Source organism: Pseudoalteromonas luteoviolacea CPMOR-1 (genome assembly GCF_001625685.1).
Classification (GTDB): Bacteria; Pseudomonadota; Gammaproteobacteria; order Enterobacterales; family Alteromonadaceae; genus Pseudoalteromonas; species Pseudoalteromonas luteoviolacea_K.
This window is the reverse complement of sequence record NZ_AUYC01000046.1, coordinates 44,578-66,127: the sequence shown is the minus strand read 5'-3', so window position 1 is coordinate 66,127 and position 21,550 is coordinate 44,578. Positions and strand designations below refer to the sequence as shown.

The following is a 21,550-nucleotide window of genomic DNA, read 5'->3' as shown; positions in this document are numbered from 1 at the left end:
GTACTTACGTACTCTTTAATTAAGATTTATGATCCCACTTTTGCTTTTTGATTACTCAGTGCTAGCTCTAGTATGGTGATATGACGAGCTACTTTAGAGGCAAGGAGCCGACTGAATGCGCCAAAAAAATAAATAATCGGGATGATATATGCGATGGACAATACCCAGTCGAGCTCAATTTCACTGAGCTTATCAAGTGAAATAAGCAAAGCAAGTATGCCGGGAGCAAAGCCGATCCGTTCTATTGACCCAACCAACAATGCTGTTTTTTGTTCGAATATATGCTTTTGAGCTTTGACTTCGAGTAATACCAGTTCAAGTTGTTCTGGGCGTTTTGTTGCAAGGTAATTGATGTATCTTTTGTCTATGCCTTCGGTCTCTTGGGCGTTTGCGTAAATGATGTTAAATGGGTTCTTGAAGTGCTTGCTAATTTCCTTGCTTCTGACAATGAACAACAGTGCAGGATGCGCAATAATCCCAAAATAGCCAGATAACAACAGTATTAAGGAAGTAATTTTAAAAGTCTCTAATCGCGTCAATTGCCAAATAAAGGCGATAATGATGGCGAACAAAATGAGTGATAGATAAAAAGCGTATAGCTTAAACTCAAGGTGCTTAGGCAATCTGCTGCCTTGTTTACATAAAATAGTTTCTCGTCGGCTTAAGCCTTGTAATGCCCTATATATCGAGTCAGACACCACGCTACTCCCTGTTATGTTTGTGTCATTAAATACAAGGTGCCTTTTAAAAGAGTCACCTCTATTATTAGGTATAGAACAAAACGATTATTTGTCGCGTAGTGCTTTACAAAAATCTATAAAGCTTGTATCCATTTTGATAACGCCCTTGCTTGATGCTTTACATTAAAATTATCTTCTGCGTATTTTCTCGCATTTTTACCAAGTAAATGTTGATGATACGAACTCAACTGCATAAATGCAGTCAACATATTACACATCGCATCGATGCTATTAGGCGGGCACTTCATACCTGTATTCGAGCTTGTTATTTCTTTACAGGCCGCGATGTTTGACGTTAATACAGGCACCCCACAAGCCATTGCTTCTTTCACATATGTAATATTGTTGACTTGTGCAAGGCTAGCATCGGAACAGTAAGGAGCAACTATGGCACTGTATTGAGGTAACTTTTTTAATATCCAAGATCTAGGTTTTGCACCTAAAAAGTGCACTCTACGATTAAGCCGTTTTCTAATTAACTCGTTCACCAGTGCTTTTTTTACAGGTCCATCACCTACAATGTCGAGGTTAACATCAACGCGCGCAGGTAAATTAGCAAGTGCGTTCAAAATCGTTGTGAGTCCAGACTCTTTGACGATATTACCTATAAATATCAGTCTCAGGCTTGGTTTATTTCTTTCATAGGGTTTGTATTTAGATATGTCTAACCCTCTGTTTAATACCAAAGGCTGTACATACTCTGGCAGCCTTTGGCACTCAAGTTCCATGAGAGGTAAATCACATTGCTCGAAGAGCCTAAATTGTTTCTTAACTAATTTGCTTTGGCCCGTGACATCCCAAAAAGAGGACAGCGATATGTTGTTACATTTTGTACTGACCAAGCTGATGTAATAGTCGCTTTGATTAAAGCTACAGTGCAGATGGTCGATTTCTTTATGTTTGAGTGCTTTTGAAAGCTTTGTGCCTTTACCAATTAAGTCGAAGAAATTTAGGCCCTTGAACTGTTTCCAAATAGCGTAACAGTAGCGAAGAAAGCCAATTGTCGAGCCCAGGCCGCTTGCCTCAATGATATTTGGTGCACTCAAATAAAAAATAGAGACCGATTTATGTAAGTTGCGAATGTTTTTATACTTTACTTTGGTAATAATCGTGACTTTATGTCCAATCTCAGCCAGCGCATTTGCTTCACTGAGCATCATAGTGACGTCGTCAAGGTTCCTCGATGTTGTATATATTCCAATGTGCTTCATAGACTAGCCTACTCAATGTGATTAATAGACATGAAGTTACAAGAAATAGGCCAGCTTTAAGTATTTGTTTTAAAATGGGAAATGTTTATCAAGGTAATGAAAAAGTGCAAATTGCATTGCAAATTAAAAATGCTTGGCAGCTTAAATGTATGAATTTAACCAATTTTATTGACTGCTATCGACATAGGAACGAAGCGTATTCCGTTAAATCTCCCTTCAGGCTCCGTTGCACAAAACCCGAGTGCTTCGTAAAAACTGCGTGCGTTCACTGACGCTCTTAAAGTGACTTGCTTGCCATTAGCGAAGCCCAGTAACTTGCTAACTAACGCCTTCCCGACACCTTTACCTTGCGCATTTTTTGAGACAAAGACATGCGTTATGTAGTTTTTTTCTCGAATTGCTGCAAAACCAACTATGTGATCATTCTCAGTGGCGACAATGGTATCAAATAGGGCTGAATTCATTGTCGCTTCTAGGTCGGGAATGACACGAGTTATAAACTCACTTTTTCCTTGCTTACAAAAATGCGGCAAAATATCTATGTTTGAGACTTCAGACACAATGTTAGAAACCTGAACAAGGTCTGCACGTTCTATCGTTCTATATTGCATAGCTCAACTCCTTGAATTGCTACGAAAGAGATACGTTTTCCACCCTATCATAAAAATATACATGAAAGGTAGCACCGCCCAGCTCGTTGTTGCATTCCACGTCTATTTTGGCATTATGGGCAAGAGTGACTTCGTGCACAATGGCCAAACCTAATCCGCTACCGGTTAGTGTCGATTGCTCTTTTCTCCAAAAACGCTCAAACAGTTTCACTCTATCTTCTTCTTTGATACCGGGGCCTGAATCCTTCACTGATATGCGGTCGTTAGCGACTTCAACAATGATATTCGCGCCTTCCTCTGCATGTTTTAGTGCATTTTCTAAGAGGTTTTTCAGCATAATAATGAGCGCAGCTTGGTCGCCAATAACAGTTGCATCTTTATCTATTTCTTCAAGGGCGAGTTCTTTGTTATGTGTCACCGTGAGTGGGCCCAGCAACATACAAACATCTTTGGCTACATCAGATATATTCACTGGTTTGTGCAGGTAACTATTTTGGTTTTGCGCGCGCGATAAGTCCAAAAGTTGCTCTACGACTCGAGTCATATAGGCAATATCGCCCATTAACTCACAACCAACTTTTTCAGGGACATTTGCTAACTCAAGCCGAGTACGCAATACAGCAAGCGGTGTTTTTAGTTCATGGGCAGCATTGGCTACGAATCGTTTTTGTTCCTTGAAGCCCTTTTCAACTCGCTCCATGGTGTCATTTAACGCATTAACCAGAGGCAGCATTTCGCTTGGTACGCCTTTTTTGTCTAAGCGTCTATCCAGTTGAGAAGGCTCTATGCCATCTAGCTGTTCAGCGACTTTATTTACTGGTTTTACAACTGCTTTAATAGAGACATATCCGACACAAATGAATATCAAAAATGCCGCAATCATTGTGAGCGTGAGTACTTGACCTAACATCGGAAGAACCGCTTCATTTGCTAATTCTCCGATTAGATCGTCTCTGGCTAAATCAACATAGAGTGCTCTATCGTCTAATGTTACTGCAATGCGATATCGGTCAATGCCGTTTGAAAAGGAATAACCCTCCGGTAAATCAATCGGTAGAGCTAACAATGCCGCCGATGTCTCCAAGTGTTTATTTGAAGTGAGAATGACACTGTTTGATGCTCGGTCTATCACCTTAAACGCCAAATTATTAAATAAGGCATCGTACCCCCATTTTTTTGCCATGTTGGTAGATGAGTATATGAGCGTGCCTTGCTCGTCGAAGTGAAGGCTTTCTGGTATGTCTTCAGCCATGCCATGCATGCTTTTTTCGACTGCGATGTTGGCGAAATTGATTGAAAACAAAAATAGAATACCACCAATCAATGCAAATACAGCCCCTCCCATCACACTAAATAGGATGAATAATTTACGTGCCAATGAATCCTTGTTCGTTATGCCTGACTGTTTCATGACAAGATGTATCCTATACCTCGGATGGTTTTGATGTCTGCGCTTGCACCAGCTTGTTCCAGTTTTTTTCTAATTCGATGCATTGCCACTTGGATTGCATTATCTGTGACTTCAAAGCCCAGCGCGTATATTGCGTCATAAATAGCCTCTTTGCCTACCGTTAAACTTGCATGCCTTATCATGTACTCTAAAATAGCAACTTCAGTTTTACCCATACTGATATTCTGATCATTGACCATAACGCGTCGAGATTTGCTATCTAAAGAGACATTCCCCCGCGTTAACACGTTACCTGCATATTCAACAGGGCGTCTTAAAATTGCGCGTAAACGCGCTTTTAACTCGTCAATAGCGAAGGGTTTATTGAGATAATCGTCGGCACCTAAGTCGAGTCCCTTTATTCGATCTTCTACTCCGCCACGAGCAGTTAAAATTAAAATGGGGATTGGATTATCAGCACCTCTTAGCTGCCCAATAACATCGATGCCATCAGTGTCTGGTAACCCAAGATCGAGAACCATGGCATCGTATTGCCAGTGAGATATAAGATGGTTCATTTCAGATGCACAGTTGGCGATATCTGCTGCGTGGCCGTCTTGCAAAATGGCTTGTTGAATAAACTCTGCAAGTTGTTGATTATCTTCTGTGATTAAAATGCGCATGGATTCAAATTTTCCTTTTTTATTGTTCTATATTAATTCGTTGTAAGTGCCTTTTTGGATCAATTAACCAGTTCATACAGATTGGCATTACAAACAGCATAATTAACGTGGAACTCAGTAACCCGCCGATCATCGCCCATGCAAGTGGTGGCCAAAGTGGGCTTTGTCCAAATGTTAAGGGTAACATACCTATGATTGTGGTGATGGTCGTTAATATAATTGCCCTTAACCTAGTTGAAATTGCAAAATCAATAGCTTGTATTTTTGTTTTACCAGCTCTGATTTGCTCTATTGCAGTATCAATCAGTAGTATTGCAGTGTTTACGACAATGCCCATTAATGCGAGTATGCCAAGTAGTGACATAAACCCAAAAGGAATGTTCACAACTGACAACATGATTGGCGCACCAACTGCACCTAATGGGATACTTAACATCACCAATGCGGTTAATTTATAAGAGTTAAATTGTATCATTAAAGCCATAAATAAGAGGATTAACCCCGCAGGCAATGCCATAAATAGCGCTGAATTTGCTTCTTGTGACTCTTCCAACTCCCCGCCAAATTGCATGCTTACATCGTATTTTTTTACAATTGCCTCTATCTCAGGTTGCAATACTTTAAGTATATATTCTTCGTCGAAGCCTTGTTTGACGTCAGCAAGAATACGTAGTTCTGAGCGACCATTACGGCGTGTTTCTACAGCGACTGTCCCCTTGATATCAGCAGATAAAAAAGTCGAAATTGGTAAAAACTGTGCATCTTTATCAATAACTTGTAAAGAAACCAGACGCTCTAGACTTTGATCTGATGACGTATCCTGTAGTACTAGCGTGACAGGCTCGGCTTTGTATTTGAGGTCAGTAATTGCCAAGCCCGTTCCCTGCCAAGAAAGATAGTCAGAAATATCTGATTCGTTCAAACCAGCGAGGGCAAGTGATTGTTGGTCTATTTTCAGGTCAATATTTGCAACACCATAGCTATATGCTCTTCTGACATGTTGGGTAGCTTGATGTTGTTTTAAAAGCATAAAAATCTTTTCAGCGGCGTTTAAGTTTGAGTCTTGATTATTACTCATTAATCTTATTTCGATTGGGCTTTCAATCGGCGGACCTTGTCCAAGCTCCCTAGCGATGATGAGTGCCTCAGGAAAATTTGGGGGTAAAAAAACGTTAAGCCTTTCTACAACTCTTTTGAGGTCAATATTTTCTTCCACCTCGAAAACGATACGGGCGATATGGTTCTCACCAGGTTGCTGTACAAGATTATAGTAAAATCTTGGTCCCGAAGAACCACTAAAAGTCAAAGTTTGTGTGATGAAGCCAAGTGCTTGGATGCTATCACTGACTTCCTTGGCGACCTGAGTGGTTTTGCCAATACTACTACCATAAGGCAATTGAATATCAACGTACGCTTGATTTCGATTTGTTTTGGGGAAAAATTCACCATTTGTTTTTGGCAGTATTGCCATGAGTGATAGCATGAATGTTACGCTTGCCAAAACCATTTTTTTATTGGTGAGTGAAAACTGGGCGATTTTACTGCCAAGTTTTTGCAGTTGACTGTTTTCAAATTTATTCTGAGTCGTATTTTTAAGCGTATAGTTGGCTAAAATGGGTATGAAAAGCAGTGCAATGAAATAGCTTATACCAATACACAAAATTACCAATACAGGAATAGATGCAATAAAATCAGCGACACTACCTTTTGCAAGTAACATAGGTAAAAATGCGGCAATGGTGGTAAGTGTTGCAGTTGCGAGTGGTTTGTAAAGGGCCTTTACGGCTTGTTTGCTTGCCTGCACCCTATTCATTCCTTGGTCGATTAGCTGTACTATTTTTTCTGCCATAACAATACTGTTATCAACCATCAAGCCAAGTGATATAACCAGACCAGCAATCGTCATTTGGTGGATCACACCTTGTGCCGCTGTAAACATACCGATAGCGATAAGTGTGATGGTTGGAATGGATATCACTACAATGACTGCGGTCCTAACTGACATGAGTAAAATGAGTGTAACGGCCACAGCGAGACATCCTGTGGCTAATGATGACAGTAAATCTACTTTTCTCTTTTGTGTCCATTTAGGCTGAAAAATAACTATTTCAGCTGGTGGGGATGAAAACTGGCGGTTAAATTTGTCCACAGCTTGCTTTATTTGATCCCCAACGGCCGTCACGCGCACAGTGTTTGCTGGTAAAGTGATAGCAAGTCCTACCGCTTGTTTTCCGTTCACCATGAAGTGTTCAGGGGCAATTGGGTTTGGCCTGTAATAAATGTCTGCCAAAGTAGACATTGAAACTGGGGAAGCGTTTTCTACGTTTATTTGGCTGCTTGCAACATCTTGCAAAGACTTAATCCTGCCAATTGGGGTTGAGCTAGTGGCTAACCTTTGGTTTTCAAACTGTATCGAATTGCCTGACGGATTCTGAAATCGATCCTTAATTTGGGATGGTGTTACGCCAAAATTTTGCAAAGCTTGTTGTGAGTAATCAATCACGAGTTGCTCTTGCGGATCCCCTATTAGGCTGATGTTGCGTATACTGGAAATTTGCTCGAGTTCGGTTCTTAGCGACAGGGCAATCGAGCGCTGTTCCAGCAAGTCACTTGGGGTCGAAATGGCGATGACGATGCCTTGTGTATCTTGTGCTCTATCAATGAGCTGTAGAGCAACATTTGGCATAGTTCGTTGTTTCTGAGCGATCGTATCTTTTATTCTTTCCCATACAGTATCCGTGCTATAGATGTGCTCGTGCAGTTCAATGTCTATTGTTGCATTACCATGTTTAATGCGTGATTGGTAGGTACTTACTTCATCTATTTCACTTAGCGCTCGCTCAAGGGGTAATACCGCTGCATCTCTGAGCTGTGATATGGTCATATTATTAGCGTTTAAGGAAATAAAACCATTTCGGTAAGGAAATTGAGGATCTTCTTGTTCGTTGGCATTGAACCACCCTGTCACGCCTACCACGACTAAGATCACAATGATGCCTAGGATCAGCCTTGGGCTTTGATACCAATTGGGCGTGTTGCTATTTGTCATTATCATCCTCCAAAGCAGCCATTAAATTTGTATTGATAGTGGGCTCCGGTGATGTATCAAATTTAATGTCATCTACGTTTTTGGTAACTGTGAACAGTAATTTTTCACTCTGTGTTCCGATTAGTTCAATGTGAAATTGGTTATTCGCGTTATCCAACATATAAGCGTTACCATTTGGCTTAAATCTGACTGCGTTAGCATTAATACGGTACACTTGTTTAGTTGTAGAAGGTATATGGAATTGAGCCGTTAGACCCAATAAGTTGTCCGTTAGACTGTTTATTAATACAGATACTTTAAATAAAGATGGGCCTGTCATCGTAGGAATCGCTTTTTCGCTTACAATACCTGAGACTTGTTTGTTTAAAGTAGGGACAAAAATTGGTACTGTCTGCCCAATATCCAAATTAACAGCGTCCTTCTCTGGCACCCAATATTCAATCTTGTGTCTTCCTGCCACTGCAAAATTTACAATTGGGTTTTCGGACGGGACAAACTGCCCTTCCCTTGCATAGAGGGTAGCGATAACTCCATCTTGAGGTGCATAAATAGAAAGTTCATCTAGCTCATTATTGGCTTGCGTTAATTGTGCTCGCATTTGCGTCACAGAGTCTTTTGCTATTTTTTCTGACTTTTTTGCTTGCTCAAGTTTTGCAAGTGAAGTCAACGACTTTGCATATAAATTTGTGACTCGCTGAAGTTCATTGTGCGCCTCCTCAGCGGCTGCAAGTGCAGCGCTGAGTTTAGCTTCCTTTTCTATTACTTGTGATTTCAATTTCGGGGAATACAATCTAGCAATAAGCATATTTTTACTAACTAGCTGTCCTTCTTTAACTGCCAATTTCTCAACTCGGCCGCTATTAAATAAGGCCATGTCGTAGCCATTTTCACTTTGTATTTTTCCATATAAAACTTTTGTTGGAGTGCGTATCCGCTCAGCCTGAGTTGTCGGTAAAGTTTTTATTTGCTCTATCGGGTGTGCGGAGATCTCAGTGCAGCCTGAAAGGAGCGATAACATAACTGTTGTAAGTAAACAAAGAGTTTTGGAGTTAGAAGACATAGACATACCCCAGTAACAATTGGAAAGTCCCAGATTTATCCACCAGCGGAGAGTCTTTGATTGTGCTATCAAAAGCGGTGTAACTAGCATCTGCCTTGATCATATGGTTTTTACCAAAGAACCAGTCACTGCTGATGCCGATTTCAAAATTGGTAGCGCTATCTACTTCATAGAATGCTCTTTTTGCTGTGGCCTCTGAACGTCTAACACCGTAGTAGTAATCGGCAAGATCTTCGCTGGCAAAGTTAGCGGCAATATAGGGCATGATCCGCCCTTTCTTCACTCTCATTGGAATACCGTAAGAAAGACTTGCTTCATAACCTTCGTGTGTACTTGTTACGTCCTGTGTGTACTTAACCCCAAATTCACCAAAGTCAGTATCTATTTCCGCTTCAAATCCAAAGTCAAAGCTCATATCCCTGTCTTCCATACCTGAAAATAGCACATCATCAGATTGTTCATATCCGTCTAGTCTGAGCATTCCAGTTGCTGCTATTTCGAAGTTTTCACTTTTATAAAAAGTGTATGAGGCATAGGGTCCCAGAAGCCTAAAGTTACCGTACTCGACCGCGATAGCTGGTACAAATTCGGTTTCATTGCCCACTCCTTTGTAACCTTCATCTTGAACAATAAATGCACCGCCAAGACCAAATTTCAGTTCTTGTTCTTCAGAAGCGGCTGCTGTACTGCAAGCGAGTGCTAACGCGCAAAGGTATGTTGAAAGTTTCATGTGTTCTCCTTAATAGTTCGCAAGCTTTATTAATTGGGTGTATTTGTTTCTACAAGGCAAACAATAATTCAGGAAACTTTCTCGAAACTTACAAGTAGATAATTTTTTTAAATAACCTGAAATAAGGTATCAATTCATTCGGGGGGTAATCATCTTTAATTGAGTCATGTTCACCTTATCAAGCTATTGAATACGTCTTAGAGATTTGTGAAGATTGCTAATTATTTGACGTAAGAATAGCTCTGTTCAGTAGCTCTATTACCGGGTATACACGATTGACGGAGTGGGTTGTTATACTTGAGGTTTTGAATAGATTAGCCTTACCAGTATAGATGTTAGATATAAACTCTTTCTGGTCAAAACTCATTCTTTAATGCGTTTGTGAGTTCACTTTTTTGCTCTTCTGATATAAAGCGATATTGGGGTTAATTTGCTGATTTAAATTATGTATTTTTGTGTTTTAACTACAGGAGTTGTGGGGCTTGTTTTTTTGTCTTGGATAGGTGGTTTATTTTTTATTAGTTACTGCCATTATTAAGCTGATATTAAACTAAGCGAACGAAATATGTTAGGTTTGAAGGTGAGCCCGCCTTCATTATGATGACCACCTCAATCTTTTTAAAGCCAAGCCTAGCTTTTGGCGAATGGGCTTTGGCGTTATCGCTAGTGGGGATAGGAAATTGGACCTTTACATTCATATCTTACACCGATAACAAGAGTATTTAAGTCTCGATTTAATATTTACAGTACTTGTGACTAATTTAATGCCCAATGGCTTTATTAACGACTGCTAAAATCTCTTGTTTGGTAGAAGGTTTTAGAATGTATCCATCAAGCCCATGTTCAGCCCATTTTTTTACCAGTTGTTTATTCTTATTGCCAGTCAGAGCGATGACAGGCGTTTTTATGTTTTTTCCAACATTGCGAATATGCTTAGTTGTATTTAGCCCGTCTAAATTTGGCAAGAAAAGGTCCATGACGATAAGATCATACTGGGTCAGCTTGATTTTTTTGATGGCAGCGAGGCCATCATCTACTTGCTCGATTTCATAACCGACATTGCTTAAAACATCGCTTATCATCTCTCTGTAAATATGATTATCCTCGACCAATAGGATGGAGTGTTGACTGCTCGCTTCTGGACTTAAAAAATTATGCTGGCTTGTACTTTCGTTTTCGACAGGCAGTCTTGTTTGTATGGGCTGCTGCAATTGATTGATCAGCTGTGAGTTTAAGTTTTGAGAGTGTTTCAGACCATCAACTAGCCCCATCAGTTTGCTAGATATTGAGGCTTCTAGTGCATTTAAAAGTGGCTGTATGTGTGATTCATTTAACTCAGACATGAGTTGTTTATGCATGCTATCAGGTAGTTGAGATAGAATATTTTGATTGATAGAGTTCACTTCTTCTTTTCGTTTGTTTATTTCGTCCACAAGTGATGTCTTGTAGCTTAAACCTGTTTCTATAAGGTCATTCAATTCTTCATTTTGGTTTTGAACGATCGAATCTAAAGACTCTATATATGTGTCAGAGTTTGCAAACTGTTTCAAGCCTTCATAAACGATCAGTTGCAGTCTAAATTTTTCGTATAGTGGTTGGTATACAAAGTAACTATCAAATAAGTTTCGTAAGCAGCACTTAAAAGCCAATCCAGATTCTTTATTATTACAAAGTAACACACTATAGTGATTGTTAATGAGTCTGTTTTCTTTTATGAGTAAATTATATAAACAGATGCTTTTTCTAACGTCAGATAATGCAAATAAAATGACTTTGGGTGCCAGTTGCTGGATATCATCTAATGCGGTTTTTCTTACGATTAGGCATCTAAAATCAGAAGTTTGTTCTGCGATCAGTTCTGTAACACCCTGTACATCATCTTCCCTGTGGGCTAGAACTAATACAGAGGGGTGGCGCTTAGCTATTCTATTATTACTTGTCATGGCTTAACTCCTTTTTAATAGCTACAAATTCGCCATTTAATTTAATAATTACTTGCTTAATTGCAGGTTTATTTTCAGCGAGGCTATAGCCCTCGATGGTTTCTAAAAAATAGGCACATCGCTCTGCGCCAACCGCTTTTGCAGAGGTTTTTAGATAATGAGCTTGGCTTTTTAACTCATTGAAGTCACTAAGATTGAATGACTTAACAATACTTTTTAAAACGACAGATGCTTGTTTTAAAAACTCGAAATGAAACTTTGCAATTTTTGTTGGTTCATCGCCAACCAACTCCTCAATAGTGCGCCTATTCAATGTTTGTAACTCATTAATTTGAGTGTTCATACCAACGCTCCATAATAGATTTAATGTCATTTAACTTGATTGGTTTACACAAAAAGTCATTCATGCCGATGGATGTGCATAGATCTTTTTCACCCTGCATGACCGCGCCCGTAACAGCGATGATTGGTATGGGGGGACGTTCTGTTTTTGCTTCTTCTGTACGAATTTGTTTCGTCATTTCATAACCATCAACTTCGGGCATGTGGCAATCGGTTAAGATAAGTTTATATGGATGGTTATACCAGCAACGATACCCCTCTGCTCCATTGTTGGCCACGTCACAACATAGGCCCAGTTTTTGTAATTGGCTTTTAATCAGTTTTTGATTAAAAGGGTTGTCTTCAACTAATAGAATATCGCTATTGTCAGGCTCTATTGTACTTTTGGTATTTATATTGGGCTCTGTATCTGATGCAGAATTGTCAAAGTCTAACGAAAAGTCGTCAATTGACAGCGTTTCTTGCTGGTGAGCTGCAATGTGTTTGTCCAATTGGTGCTGCGTAATGGGTTGATTTGCGTATACAGCAAGGTGTGGTGCCGTTAGCGCCAGCGTTTCAACAAGTGATGGTTCTGTATACACTAACGCATTATTTAATAATTCTAGTTTTGGAGTTAGCCTTAAGAATTGCTCATGGTTGCTTGTCAGTATTAAATTATTTGAAGTAGAGGAATCTTCAACAGAGTCAAAATCAACGCACATAATGACATTAAAATTGGCTTGGGCAAGCTTTAAGATATGTTGATTATAAACAGACAATTCACCAATTTGATAGCAATTAAGCATTGCCTTTGGCTTGTCAACTTGTTCTGATAGCTCTAGCCAAAACGGTGCGGTAACGGTGAATGTGCTGCCATGATTGAGTTGGCTGTCAATATGGATTGTTCCACCCATCAAGTCTATTAGTTTTCCGCAAATAGAGAGACCTAAGCCTGTTCCGCCAAACTTCCTTGTTGTTGATTTCTCTGCCTGAGTAAATGGCGTAAATAGTTTCTCAATAGTATCGTCTGTCATTCCAACGCCAGTGTCTTCAACAGATACGACGACCTCACTTTGGTAGATATTCAAACGATTGTAGTGGGTGTTAATGGTAATTCTTTTACTTTCGTTCTGGTCGCAGTTTGTAAATTTGACGGCATTACCAAGAATATTGAGGAGAATTTGTCGGAATCTATTTTCATCCCCTTTTAATATTAAGTTTTCTTCTGGGGACTCGAAGACTATCAGCTCGATGCCTTTTTCCTTAGCAGATGCACTGAATGTGGACACTACGTCAGCAATGACAGTAGGAAAATCGAATTTAACTGTTTCTAGTTCTAGTTTTCCGGCTTCAATTTTATTTAAATCGAGTAAATCATTTAAAATCGTGATGAGATGATTTGCAGAACTTGATGCTGTATTTACGAGTTCTTTTGGCTCACCAGAAAGTGTACAGTGTGAAAGTAAATCTAGAGCCCCGATAATGCCATTCAGCGGCGTTCGCAATTCATGGCTGATCATTGATAGAAACTCAGATTTTATTTTATTCGCACGTTCAGCTTTTTGTAATGTATTGTATAGCTGAGCAGTTCGATCATTTACACGCGTTTCTAGTTCTGAATTTAATTTTTTAAGTGCTAGTTGTGTTTTGTGAATTTCAGTTTGATCAACGCAAACACCATCTATGCGGCAGTATTCTCCTTTGTAGTTTTTACCTACTCTGCCTTGGGCAAAAACATAGATTATTTCACCATTTTTTAGAATGCTTCGGTAATGTTGCTTAAATTCAACACCGGTCCGCAGGCTATTTTCTAGTGCTTCTTGTACACGAGGTTTATCCTCGGGATGCAGTAATTCAACCCATTTATTTAAATCGCCGATATCATCTGGTGACAACTTGAAGATAGTATTGGCAAGCATATCCCATTTCCAAAGCCATTGATGGCCTGATTTAGTTGCCCGCCATGTGCCTATTTTCCCGGCTTCTATTGCAAGTTGCTTACTTTCATCCGCATCGTTCAGTGCAATGACGGTGGTCTTTTCTACTGTACAGTCTTGCAGCGTACCATTAATCCACTGGCCGTCAGACTTATTGACGCAGCTTCCTTTTAATGCGAACCAAGACTGTTGCCCTGTTTGCTTTAGTCTAAATTCGAATTGAAGTGGAACGCCGAATTGTGCGTTATTTTCAAAAAATAGCGGGAATAAAGCCCGATCATCAGGATGGACAAGAGACAGTATCTTGCGCCACGTTAGTTGTGTCTGAGGTGTGAGTCCTAAAATAGTTTTAGAGATCCCTGATAAGTAGACGGTTTTAGTTTCTACGTTGTAACGCCATATACCAATATTAGAGCTATTAATTGCGTCGTTTAAAAAACGAATATGGTCATTATTGGTTTTATGCAGTTCAAGCACAAAACAGACCCCACCTTCATAGTTGAATTTATTGAAACTGACAGGAGAAGATTGGTATTGACCTATAGCAAAGTTGTCTGTGATGGTTTCTAGGTTGAACTCTGTAGCTATGTTTAAGCCTATTAATACCTCACCTTGAAGTAAGTTAAGTGCAGCTTGACTGACAAACTCAATTTGTAAATTGTGGTTGGTGAGTAGATAAGGCGTGTTGCTGTCCATGTCTTCCTTGCCATCATTGCACTGTATGGATAATTTTAACTATAGCAGCAATTCCAAGTATGGCAGTGCTAAGTTAACAGAGTTTCTGAATTGATTTTTACATAAATTAAATACAAGAAAAGACCCATAAATGTATCCCAAAATTGTTGATTAATGGACTGTCACGGTTTGCGAAAAATAAAGGAGTCAGCGATTGTGAGCAGGTATAAAAGAGGCAGCTTAAAGCTGCCTCTGAAGGGGAACTAAATTAGTAATTAACTTTTTGATGGTGAATAGCTAGGAGGTCTATTTTCCTTGGCTTGTCCAAAGGCTTTATTCGGTTCTTCACTCAGTGAAAATTCTAAAGTCACAGGTTCATTGATGTACGTTTCATCTATCCAACTATTTAAGCTTGGTTTGCCATTAATACGAAGTGTATCGATATATACTTTGTCATCTGATGCATCAGGTGCATTAATTGTTAAATTACCAATTTGGGCAAAAGTAAACTGCGGACTCGATAAAGCTAAGTCGGCGCGTCCTGGGTATTTTGGATAAATTCCAAGACTACTGAACACATACCAAGAAGACATTTGGCCGAGGTCATCTTGACCTGGTATGCCATCTGGTGCGTCTAGCCATAATTGTTTCATGGTTTCACGAACGGTTTGCTGTGTTTTATAGGCATCGCCCGTATGTAAATACATCCATGGAGATAAGATTGATGGCTGATTAGATACATCTGCATACTCAGCGGAATCTCTGTATAACACCCATGTTCCATCCGGTTTTTTGAAGTGTTCGTCAAGTCTTTTACTCATGGCTTCATCACCGCCAAGTATTTCTGCTAGCCCTGCACCATCGTGTGGTATCATCCACAGGTATTGAGCTGGGCTTCCTTCAACAAATAAGTGTCCAGAAAATGCATCGAAGTCTTTTTTCCAGCTGCCATCTTTATTTCTACCTTGTATATACCCTAAAGACTCAGTAGCTGATGCGTTATATATGTTTCTCCAATACCCTGCTTCATTAATAAATCGAGTCGCATCTTCTGCTTTGCCAAGTCGGTTGGCAAGTTGACCCAATGAGAAATAGCTAGATGCTTGTTCTAATGTCTCCGAAGCACCTTCCCAACTGTTAGATTCGTCAGCAATGTAACCAAGTGATTGCCATTGGTCTAAAGAGGGTTTTTGTCCTCTACAAAACACAGGACAGCCAACATCCGATAAATCAAACTCTGTTGGATTTACCGCGGCTTGTCGAAGCGAGTGATATGCGCCATTGACATCAAAATCATCAGCACCGAATGCAACGAAGTTTGCAATTGCAATAGTCGAAGGATCGCCACTCATAACCCCTGTTGGGCCAGCGTTATGAGTCCAACGATCCCATACACCATTGAATTGATTTGCTTGATTAAATAAAGATTGGGCAATATCGCTCCCTCTCTTTTTGTCCAGTAAAGTCACTAACTGCAACTGAGAACGATAAACATCCCAGCCAGAGAAGTTCGCATATTGTGCAGTCTGAGAAGCTTCTATGCTATGTACTTTTTGATCAAAGCCCATGTATTCGCCATTGACGTCAGAAAAGACATTTGGGTGAAATAAGCTATGGTACAGTGCAGTGTAAAATACTCGTAATTTACTCTGATCTTCAGACGCGACTTTGACCTTAGATAACTCACTTTCCCAGGCATTTTCTGATTGTTTACGTATTTGGTCGAAACTTTGTTCTGCTTGCTCTTTTGCTAAGTTTTCTCTTGCATTGTCTAAGCTAACATAAGAAATACCCACTCGCATTTGAACTGTGTCGCCATTATCGAGGCCAAGGTCGACCCAAACACCAGAGCCTTTACCAATGTCTGGCCATCCGTTGTCTCCATAGCCCATCCCCCCTTTTGAGGATTTAGCACCCTGTTCAATTAAGTCATCTTTCCATGCGCCTGAGCCAGTTATTGGTTTATCTAGTTTGGCGACAAAATGCAGGGTGTAATAATCTCTTTGATTGTATTCACCTAAATAACCACAGAAGTTACCTGAAGTGACGTATCCTGTGATTTCTCCTCGCTCGGCATCAACTTTTGCATAGGCATCACCACTTCCAAGTTGGGAATAAGCGGTTCTAAATAAGAGTTTTGCATTTTCCGCTTTCTTGAAGGTAAAGTTGGCTATACCGCTTCTGGCTGTCGCTGCGAGCTGTACGTTAACATCATTGTCTAATCCGACTTGGTAATAACCTGGAATAGCGGTTTCATCATCATGGGAAAACGCTGCGCTGTAGTAGCCATTGATTGGATCAGTAGCAGGAGAAAATGTTATGTTTTTGGTAAAAGGCATGACAGGAATGTCACCTGATGCACCAAGGCATCCTGTGCCAGACAAGCGCGTAAATGAGAAGCCTTTTACACGGCTAGCTTGATAGTTATATCCACCGGGCGAAACTGGAATTCGCTTTTTCTCTTCACGTATTTTTTTTGATATGCCTTCAGATTCCGCCAGTAAATCTTCTGTATAGGCGTGTTCAGGTCCAAAATTGAACATCCCAAAAGGGACTACAGCGCCAGGCGTTACGTTGCCTGCTTGGCGGTGGTTAAAAGGCCCTTTAGTGCCTATTAGCGGATTAACATATGAAACAACGTCAGAAACGTAGAGTGGTTCAGCCATTTGTTCCGTTCTTTTTAGCTGTTCCTTTTGTCCATTACTGCAGCCCGAGAGTAATGCAGCACTGACGGATAAGGCAATTAGATGTTTATTCTTAATGTTGTAGTTCATGATAAACCCTTTACTTAGAACGTTCCAATTTATATGTGGTAGCAGTTGAGATTAATTCCATAAGATGCCATTGTTTCGTTGTCTAGTACAATTTTAATGCGCTTATTTACACATTTTTAGCGACAGTTAACAATTTCTCATTGAATTCATCAACAGCACAGATGCACTGAAGTGCATTCTTTAGCCGGTTAAACTTGTCTGATAGTCAGTTACGAAGCTGGTTGCTGTTTTAAAAAAGTAAAAATATAAGTACTATTTTTTCAATTTAATATGATTATATTTCATGTGAAGTTTTTTGGGGTAATGCACTTTTGATTTTTTACAATTACTATTGTTAATAATTTTATTTGAAATATGTTTTATTTTATTTTTTATAATCCTGTGTTGACTCTGTCATTTTTTTGAAATAATTTGTTTTTCGTAGTCATAACTACATTAATTTATAGATGGAAATAATAAGGATTTATTAATGAAAAAACTATCTTTTGCAGCTCTACTCTTATCTTCCCTAGCAATTAGTGGTCAAGCTCTTGCAAATACTTATACGATCACTAAAGAAAAACAACCAAGTAGAATGCTAGTCTTTAGCTCTAGCGGCGGTACTAATGTAGAGTTATTTTCTATTTTAAACCTTGATTTAAACCATATCCCGTATAGAGATAAAACAGGTGTAATTACAGGAGTTTCATATACATCAGCGAGTTATAGTAATTCGGCAGATGAAACTGCGGAGCTATGCTATCATCGAGCATATAATAATAACCCTTTCAAATGCATACCAATCACCCCTAACTTTTCTGACAGTGTTAGTGACTTTAATGGTTTAGAATTTAAAGCAGGTATTACTATATCTGTTCGACATAGAGTTGAACCTACAGGCAGTTTCCAATTTTTAGAGCCGAATAGAAACGAGAGTATTAGTTTTACTTATCGTACAAATTAATATTTATTAGCTGCCTCAATGATGTTGAGGTGGCTTTTTAATAAATCCGATATTTTAAATTATATCCTTTTTATTAAATCACATTCGATGCTTAAGCTGTTCCTTTAAAAGGTATATATATACTCCTTCGAAATATCCTTCATATATTAACAGGTATATCTTGTTAACACCTCAAAAGTTGCTAATTTGTCGTGATTAATTATGCTATCCTCTTCTCGTTTATTACATGTACAACGATTTAACAAGGAGGCCAATTGATGTCGGAACTTAACAGGTTTGACGAGTGCTTTGTATACGTTATTTACGGAGAGCAAGAGCGGCACTATCTAGAGGCGCAGTTAAGTATAGCAAGTCTTCTTTTTCATAACCCTAACGCGAAAATTTGTTTGTTGGTAGAACGAGATGATTTATTTGAAACGCATGCCCAAATACGGGTGATCCCTTTCACTAAAGCCATGCAAAACGAATGGCTGGGCAGCGATAATTATCACTTTAAGCTGAAATTGGCAGGATTAAAGTTTTTACTTGAAAATCATGCCAAAAAAGTCATTTTCTTAGATACTGACACGTTAATCAGAGCTGACATAACACATCTAATGGATGGCGTATCAAATGAATCCATGCTTATGCATGAGTTAGAAGGTACGCTGAAAAGAAAACGGTTTACACGGCAATATGCAGCAGCGATTGGCAAGACATTTGTAAGTCCAACTTATGGAAGTTGGCAGGTTGAGCATGATGCCCCTATGTTTAATTCAGGCGTAATTGGCATTACAGAAGCGCATGTTGAACATCTAGATATTGCGCTATGGATGATGCCATTATTGGATGAACTCATTGATATTCACTCAGCAGAACAGTTTGCTTTGGGTATTATTTTGTCTCGCCATGGCACAGTGTGCGAAGCAGGTAATAGAAAGATTTATCATTATTGGCACAAAAAGCCTCGCAAATACATTTTTGAGCAAATGAAAAGCTTGGTCAGTGAGCTAAACGGCAGCAGCTTGTACCATCACCCTCAACGAATGGCTTCTTTTAAGTTTAGGCGCCCTTTCAATCGCTGGCTTCATGACAAACTCACTGGAAAAGTGCCGACGAATTAATTATCGGATCAGCAGAATTATCTGCTTTGTTTACATAAAAAGTTTTCAGCACCTAACTAAAGCTAGGTGCTGATCCGTCGCTTTAAAATTAGCAAGTCACCCCCTACATAAGCGAAAACTGATACTGGTTCATATTCTTGTATTCGGCTTAATCAACTCTGCTTTGCTGCCATATTACAAATTTGTATATTTTTAATCGGTTTTAATGAGTTAAACTTTAGAAAAATCACAGTAGAGTTTGCTATGAATGTGTTGTGTGTAGAGGATGATTTAGAAATTGCCTCATTTATAAAAAAGGGGTTGGCTCAATACGGCGATTCAGTAAAACATGTTTCAACCGCTCAAGAAGGCATGATAAAAGCGTCTTCAAGCGACTTTGATGTGATTATTTTCGACAGACTGTTACCGGGTATGGACGGATTAGATGCGGTTAAAGTACTGAGAGCCAGTGGAATAATGACACCCATTATTATGCTGACAGCGCTAGGTGACACTTCTGATAGAGTGAACGGTTTGGATGCGGGGGCAGATGATTACTTAGTCAAGCCCTTTGAATTCTCCGAGTTATATGCTCGATTAAAAGCATTAACAAGAAGAAAGCCGCTCACTGTACAGTCGGTTTCCCTGACACTTGGAGAGCTAGTTGTCGAGAGAACAAGCCGTAAGGTAACGAGAGCAGGACAAATAATTGAGCTAAATACAAAAGAATATCAAATTCTAGAATATTTGTTGCAGTCTCCAGGGCAACTTGTGACAAAAACCATGCTACTTGAAAAAGTATGGGGCTTTAACTTCGACCCAAAAACGAGCTTAGTACAAACCCATGTAAGTAGACTTAGAAATAAAGTGGATAAACCGTTTAGCTTTGAGTTGATCAAAACCGTACGTGGAAGTGGCTATATTATATCTGATGAATAGATCTATTACTTTTACCGATTTATATAATTCCTTAAAATTTACAGCTGCAATGACAGTGCTTTTTGCAGCGTCGTTTTTAGTTACTTCTATTTGTATTCTGTCGTATATCAAGTCTTCGCAAGAGAAAGAGCTTGTTGAGTATGTAGAGGAAATTAAAGACCTCTATGTCGAGGACGGGTATGAAAGTGTTTTACATGAATTTGATCTGGAAGAACAACCAATTTGGGATCGAGTCGAGAGTATAGAGCGCTTGGTTGACCATGAGTTTATTTTTGCTCTGGTTGATCGTGGCGTTTTACTTGTTGGTAGTAAATTAGAGTTTTCGTCAAATACAGAGCCAGAGTGGTCAAGTTTTGATTTACAATCAGAGCATGATTTTCAATTACTGACATTATCTATTGCCCTAACGGAAGATGTTTCTTTAAGCATTGCTCAGCCTTTAAGTTATGAATATATGTTCAGCAAAGAATTACTTTGGCGGGCGAGCTTAATTGGTGTGGTGTTAATTACACTTATATTGTTTTTTATTCGCTTGCTTTTTAATTACAGACGGCGATTAGAAATACAAACATTGATGGCTCAATTGGATGAGGTTTCTCGCTCTCCGGACTCTGTGCGCTTGAGGTGTGAGGTAAATGACAGCGCACTGCGCGACTTAACTCTTTCAATAAATCTCATGTTGGATAAAGTCTCTAAGTTACATGGTACAACTAAAACCATGTCTGTTGGCATAGCCCATGATTTGAAAACGCCACTATCCAGAGTTGCTAATCGATTACAGAGTATGGCCCAAGATGTGGGTGACGATATTGCAATCACATCTCACATCAGCCATGCGACCAAAGACCTTCATTCAGTTATTTCAACCTTTAATAATTTAGTGAGACTAAACAGCATTGAATCCGGAAAGCACAAACAAAACTTCCAACTGATTAACTTATCGGAGTTAATTAACGATTTGGCGCTTAGTTATGAACCTGTGTTTGAAGATTCTGGTAGATTGCTATCACATTCAACAGTTGATTGCGTAAGTTGTTTTGGCGACAAAGACCTCTTGAGTCAACTTTTATGTAATTTATTAGAAAATGCATTGGAATATAGCAATGAGGGATCGCGTGTTTGGATACGTTTGCAAAGCCATACTAACGGTGCACTATTACAGGTTGGTGATAATGGCCTCGGTATTGATAAAGAGGATCAGCCGTATATTTTTGACCGTTTCTATCGCGCAGATCTGGGCAGAACAAAACCTGGTAACGGTCTTGGTTTGAGTATCGTAAAAGCCATTTGTGATGTTCATGGTGCTAGTCTTGTATTGTTGCCCGATCAATCTGGTGCTGTATTCAATATAGAAGTGCCAATTTCTAATCAATAATTCTAAATCATACAATTTTGTATTATGGCTGTATGAGACATGTAACACACAAATTTAAAAATCCCCCTAAACTTAAGCTATTGATGT

16 protein-coding genes are annotated in these 21,550 nt (G+C 39.3%); 4 read left to right on the top strand and 12 right to left on the bottom strand.

Translation table 11 applies throughout. The annotated features are described in order from the left end of the window. Nucleotides 1-26 precede the first annotated feature (26 nt). The 12 genes from N473_RS19115 to N473_RS19060 form a co-directional block, all read right to left on the bottom strand. Nucleotides 27-698, bottom strand: coding sequence for a hypothetical protein (locus N473_RS19115; RefSeq protein ID WP_155735665.1), 672 nt, complete (start codon nt 696-698; stop codon nt 27-29). A gap of 116 nt (nt 699-814) precedes the next feature. Further along, on the bottom strand, nt 815-1,951 hold the full coding sequence (locus N473_RS19110) for a glycosyltransferase family 4 protein (RefSeq protein WP_081221282.1): 1,137 nt from the start codon (nt 1,949-1,951) through the stop codon (nt 815-817). A gap of 155 nt (nt 1,952-2,106) precedes the next feature. Then, nucleotides 2,107-2,562, bottom strand: coding sequence for a GNAT family N-acetyltransferase (locus N473_RS19105; RefSeq protein ID WP_063369295.1), 456 nt, complete (start codon nt 2,560-2,562; stop codon nt 2,107-2,109). A gap of 19 nt (nt 2,563-2,581) precedes the next feature. Next, nucleotides 2,582-3,973 (bottom strand): sensor histidine kinase, encoded by a 1,392-nt coding sequence (locus N473_RS19100; protein WP_063369294.1) that lies wholly within the window; start codon nt 3,971-3,973, stop codon nt 2,582-2,584. Beyond that, nucleotides 3,970-4,635 carry a response regulator transcription factor gene (locus N473_RS19095; RefSeq protein WP_063369293.1) on the bottom strand — a complete coding sequence of 222 codons (666 nt, stop codon included), beginning with the start codon at nt 4,633-4,635 and terminating at the stop codon, nt 3,970-3,972. Before N473_RS19095 ends, N473_RS19100 begins: the two co-directional genes overlap by 4 nt. A gap of 19 nt (nt 4,636-4,654) precedes the next feature. After that, nucleotides 4,655-7,684, bottom strand: a complete 3,030-nt coding sequence (locus tag N473_RS19090) for an efflux RND transporter permease subunit (RefSeq protein WP_063369292.1) — start codon at nt 7,682-7,684, stop codon at nt 4,655-4,657. Further along, a complete protein-coding gene (locus N473_RS19085) occupies nt 7,674-8,744 on the bottom strand; it encodes an efflux RND transporter periplasmic adaptor subunit (protein ID WP_063369291.1) in 1,071 nt (356 codons plus the stop codon). Before N473_RS19085 ends, N473_RS19090 begins: the two co-directional genes overlap by 11 nt. Beyond that, nucleotides 8,734-9,474 (bottom strand): MipA/OmpV family protein, encoded by a 741-nt coding sequence (locus tag N473_RS19080; protein WP_063369290.1) that lies wholly within the window; start codon nt 9,472-9,474, stop codon nt 8,734-8,736. The genes N473_RS19085 and N473_RS19080 overlap by 11 nt, the downstream gene beginning before the upstream one ends. 761 nt (nt 9,475-10,235) lie before the next feature. Further along, the gene (locus N473_RS19075; RefSeq protein WP_063369289.1) at nt 10,236-11,417 is read right to left on the bottom strand and encodes a response regulator; all 1,182 of its coding nucleotides are present in this window, start codon (nt 11,415-11,417) and stop codon (nt 10,236-10,238) included. After that, the gene (locus N473_RS19070; RefSeq protein WP_063369288.1) at nt 11,407-11,760 is read right to left on the bottom strand and encodes an Hpt domain-containing protein; all 354 of its coding nucleotides are present in this window, start codon (nt 11,758-11,760) and stop codon (nt 11,407-11,409) included. Before N473_RS19070 ends, N473_RS19075 begins: the two co-directional genes overlap by 11 nt. Beyond that, on the bottom strand, nt 11,744-14,371 hold the full coding sequence (locus tag N473_RS19065; RefSeq protein ID WP_063369287.1) for a PAS domain-containing hybrid sensor histidine kinase/response regulator: 2,628 nt from the start codon (nt 14,369-14,371) through the stop codon (nt 11,744-11,746). The genes N473_RS19070 and N473_RS19065 overlap by 17 nt, the downstream gene beginning before the upstream one ends. A gap of 254 nt (nt 14,372-14,625) precedes the next feature. After that, on the bottom strand, nt 14,626-17,124 hold the full coding sequence (locus N473_RS19060; protein ID WP_063369286.1) for a GH92 family glycosyl hydrolase: 2,499 nt from the start codon (nt 17,122-17,124) through the stop codon (nt 14,626-14,628). Between the two features lie 469 nt (nt 17,125-17,593). Between N473_RS19060 and N473_RS19055 the strand changes: the two genes are divergently transcribed. From N473_RS19055 to N473_RS19040, 4 genes are all read left to right on the top strand, one after another. Then, entirely contained in the window at nt 17,594-18,067 is a 474-nt protein-coding gene (locus tag N473_RS19055; RefSeq protein ID WP_063369285.1) for a hypothetical protein, read from the top strand. Between the two features lie 257 nt (nt 18,068-18,324). Beyond that, on the top strand, nt 18,325-19,170 hold the full coding sequence (locus tag N473_RS19050; RefSeq protein WP_063369284.1) for a hypothetical protein: 846 nt from the start codon (nt 18,325-18,327) through the stop codon (nt 19,168-19,170). A 243-nt stretch (nt 19,171-19,413) separates the two neighbouring features. Next, nucleotides 19,414-20,088 carry a response regulator transcription factor gene (locus tag N473_RS19045; protein ID WP_063369283.1) on the top strand — a complete coding sequence of 225 codons (675 nt, stop codon included), beginning with the start codon at nt 19,414-19,416 and terminating at the stop codon, nt 20,086-20,088. Between the two features lie 49 nt (nt 20,089-20,137). After that, complete coding sequence (locus tag N473_RS19040; RefSeq protein WP_196766433.1) at nt 20,138-21,463, top strand: ATP-binding protein; 1,326 nt, start codon at nt 20,138-20,140, stop codon at nt 21,461-21,463. Nucleotides 21,464-21,550 lie beyond the last annotated feature (87 nt).

What these genes read in the sequence shown, in the direction of transcription:
- N473_RS19110 (WP_081221282.1), bottom strand. Translation starts at nt 1,951, where the DNA reads ATGAAGCACATTGGAATATATACAACATCGAGGAACCTTGACGACGTC.
- N473_RS19105 (WP_063369295.1), bottom strand. Translation starts at nt 2,562, where the DNA reads ATGCAATATAGAACGATAGAACGTGCAGACCTTGTTCAGGTTTCTAAC.
- N473_RS19100 (WP_063369294.1), bottom strand. Translation starts at nt 3,973, where the DNA reads ATGAAACAGTCAGGCATAACGAACAAGGATTCATTGGCACGTAAATTA.
- N473_RS19095 (WP_063369293.1), bottom strand. Translation starts at nt 4,635, where the DNA reads ATGCGCATTTTAATCACAGAAGATAATCAACAACTTGCAGAGTTTATT.
- N473_RS19090 (WP_063369292.1), bottom strand. Translation starts at nt 7,684, where the DNA reads ATGACAAATAGCAACACGCCCAATTGGTATCAAAGCCCAAGGCTGATC.
- N473_RS19085 (WP_063369291.1), bottom strand. Translation starts at nt 8,744, where the DNA reads ATGTCTTCTAACTCCAAAACTCTTTGTTTACTTACAACAGTTATGTTA.
- N473_RS19080 (WP_063369290.1), bottom strand. Translation starts at nt 9,474, where the DNA reads ATGAAACTTTCAACATACCTTTGCGCGTTAGCACTCGCTTGCAGTACA.
- N473_RS19075 (WP_063369289.1), bottom strand. Translation starts at nt 11,417, where the DNA reads ATGACAAGTAATAATAGAATAGCTAAGCGCCACCCCTCTGTATTAGTT.
- N473_RS19070 (WP_063369288.1), bottom strand. Translation starts at nt 11,760, where the DNA reads ATGAACACTCAAATTAATGAGTTACAAACATTGAATAGGCGCACTATT.
- N473_RS19065 (WP_063369287.1), bottom strand. Translation starts at nt 14,371, where the DNA reads ATGGACAGCAACACGCCTTATCTACTCACCAACCACAATTTACAAATT.
- N473_RS19060 (WP_063369286.1), bottom strand. Translation starts at nt 17,124, where the DNA reads ATGAACTACAACATTAAGAATAAACATCTAATTGCCTTATCCGTCAGT.
- N473_RS19055 (WP_063369285.1), top strand. Translation starts at nt 17,594, where the DNA reads ATGAAAAAACTATCTTTTGCAGCTCTACTCTTATCTTCCCTAGCAATT.
- N473_RS19050 (WP_063369284.1), top strand. Translation starts at nt 18,325, where the DNA reads ATGTCGGAACTTAACAGGTTTGACGAGTGCTTTGTATACGTTATTTAC.
- N473_RS19045 (WP_063369283.1), top strand. Translation starts at nt 19,414, where the DNA reads ATGAATGTGTTGTGTGTAGAGGATGATTTAGAAATTGCCTCATTTATA.
- N473_RS19040 (WP_196766433.1), top strand. Translation starts at nt 20,138, where the DNA reads ATGACAGTGCTTTTTGCAGCGTCGTTTTTAGTTACTTCTATTTGTATT.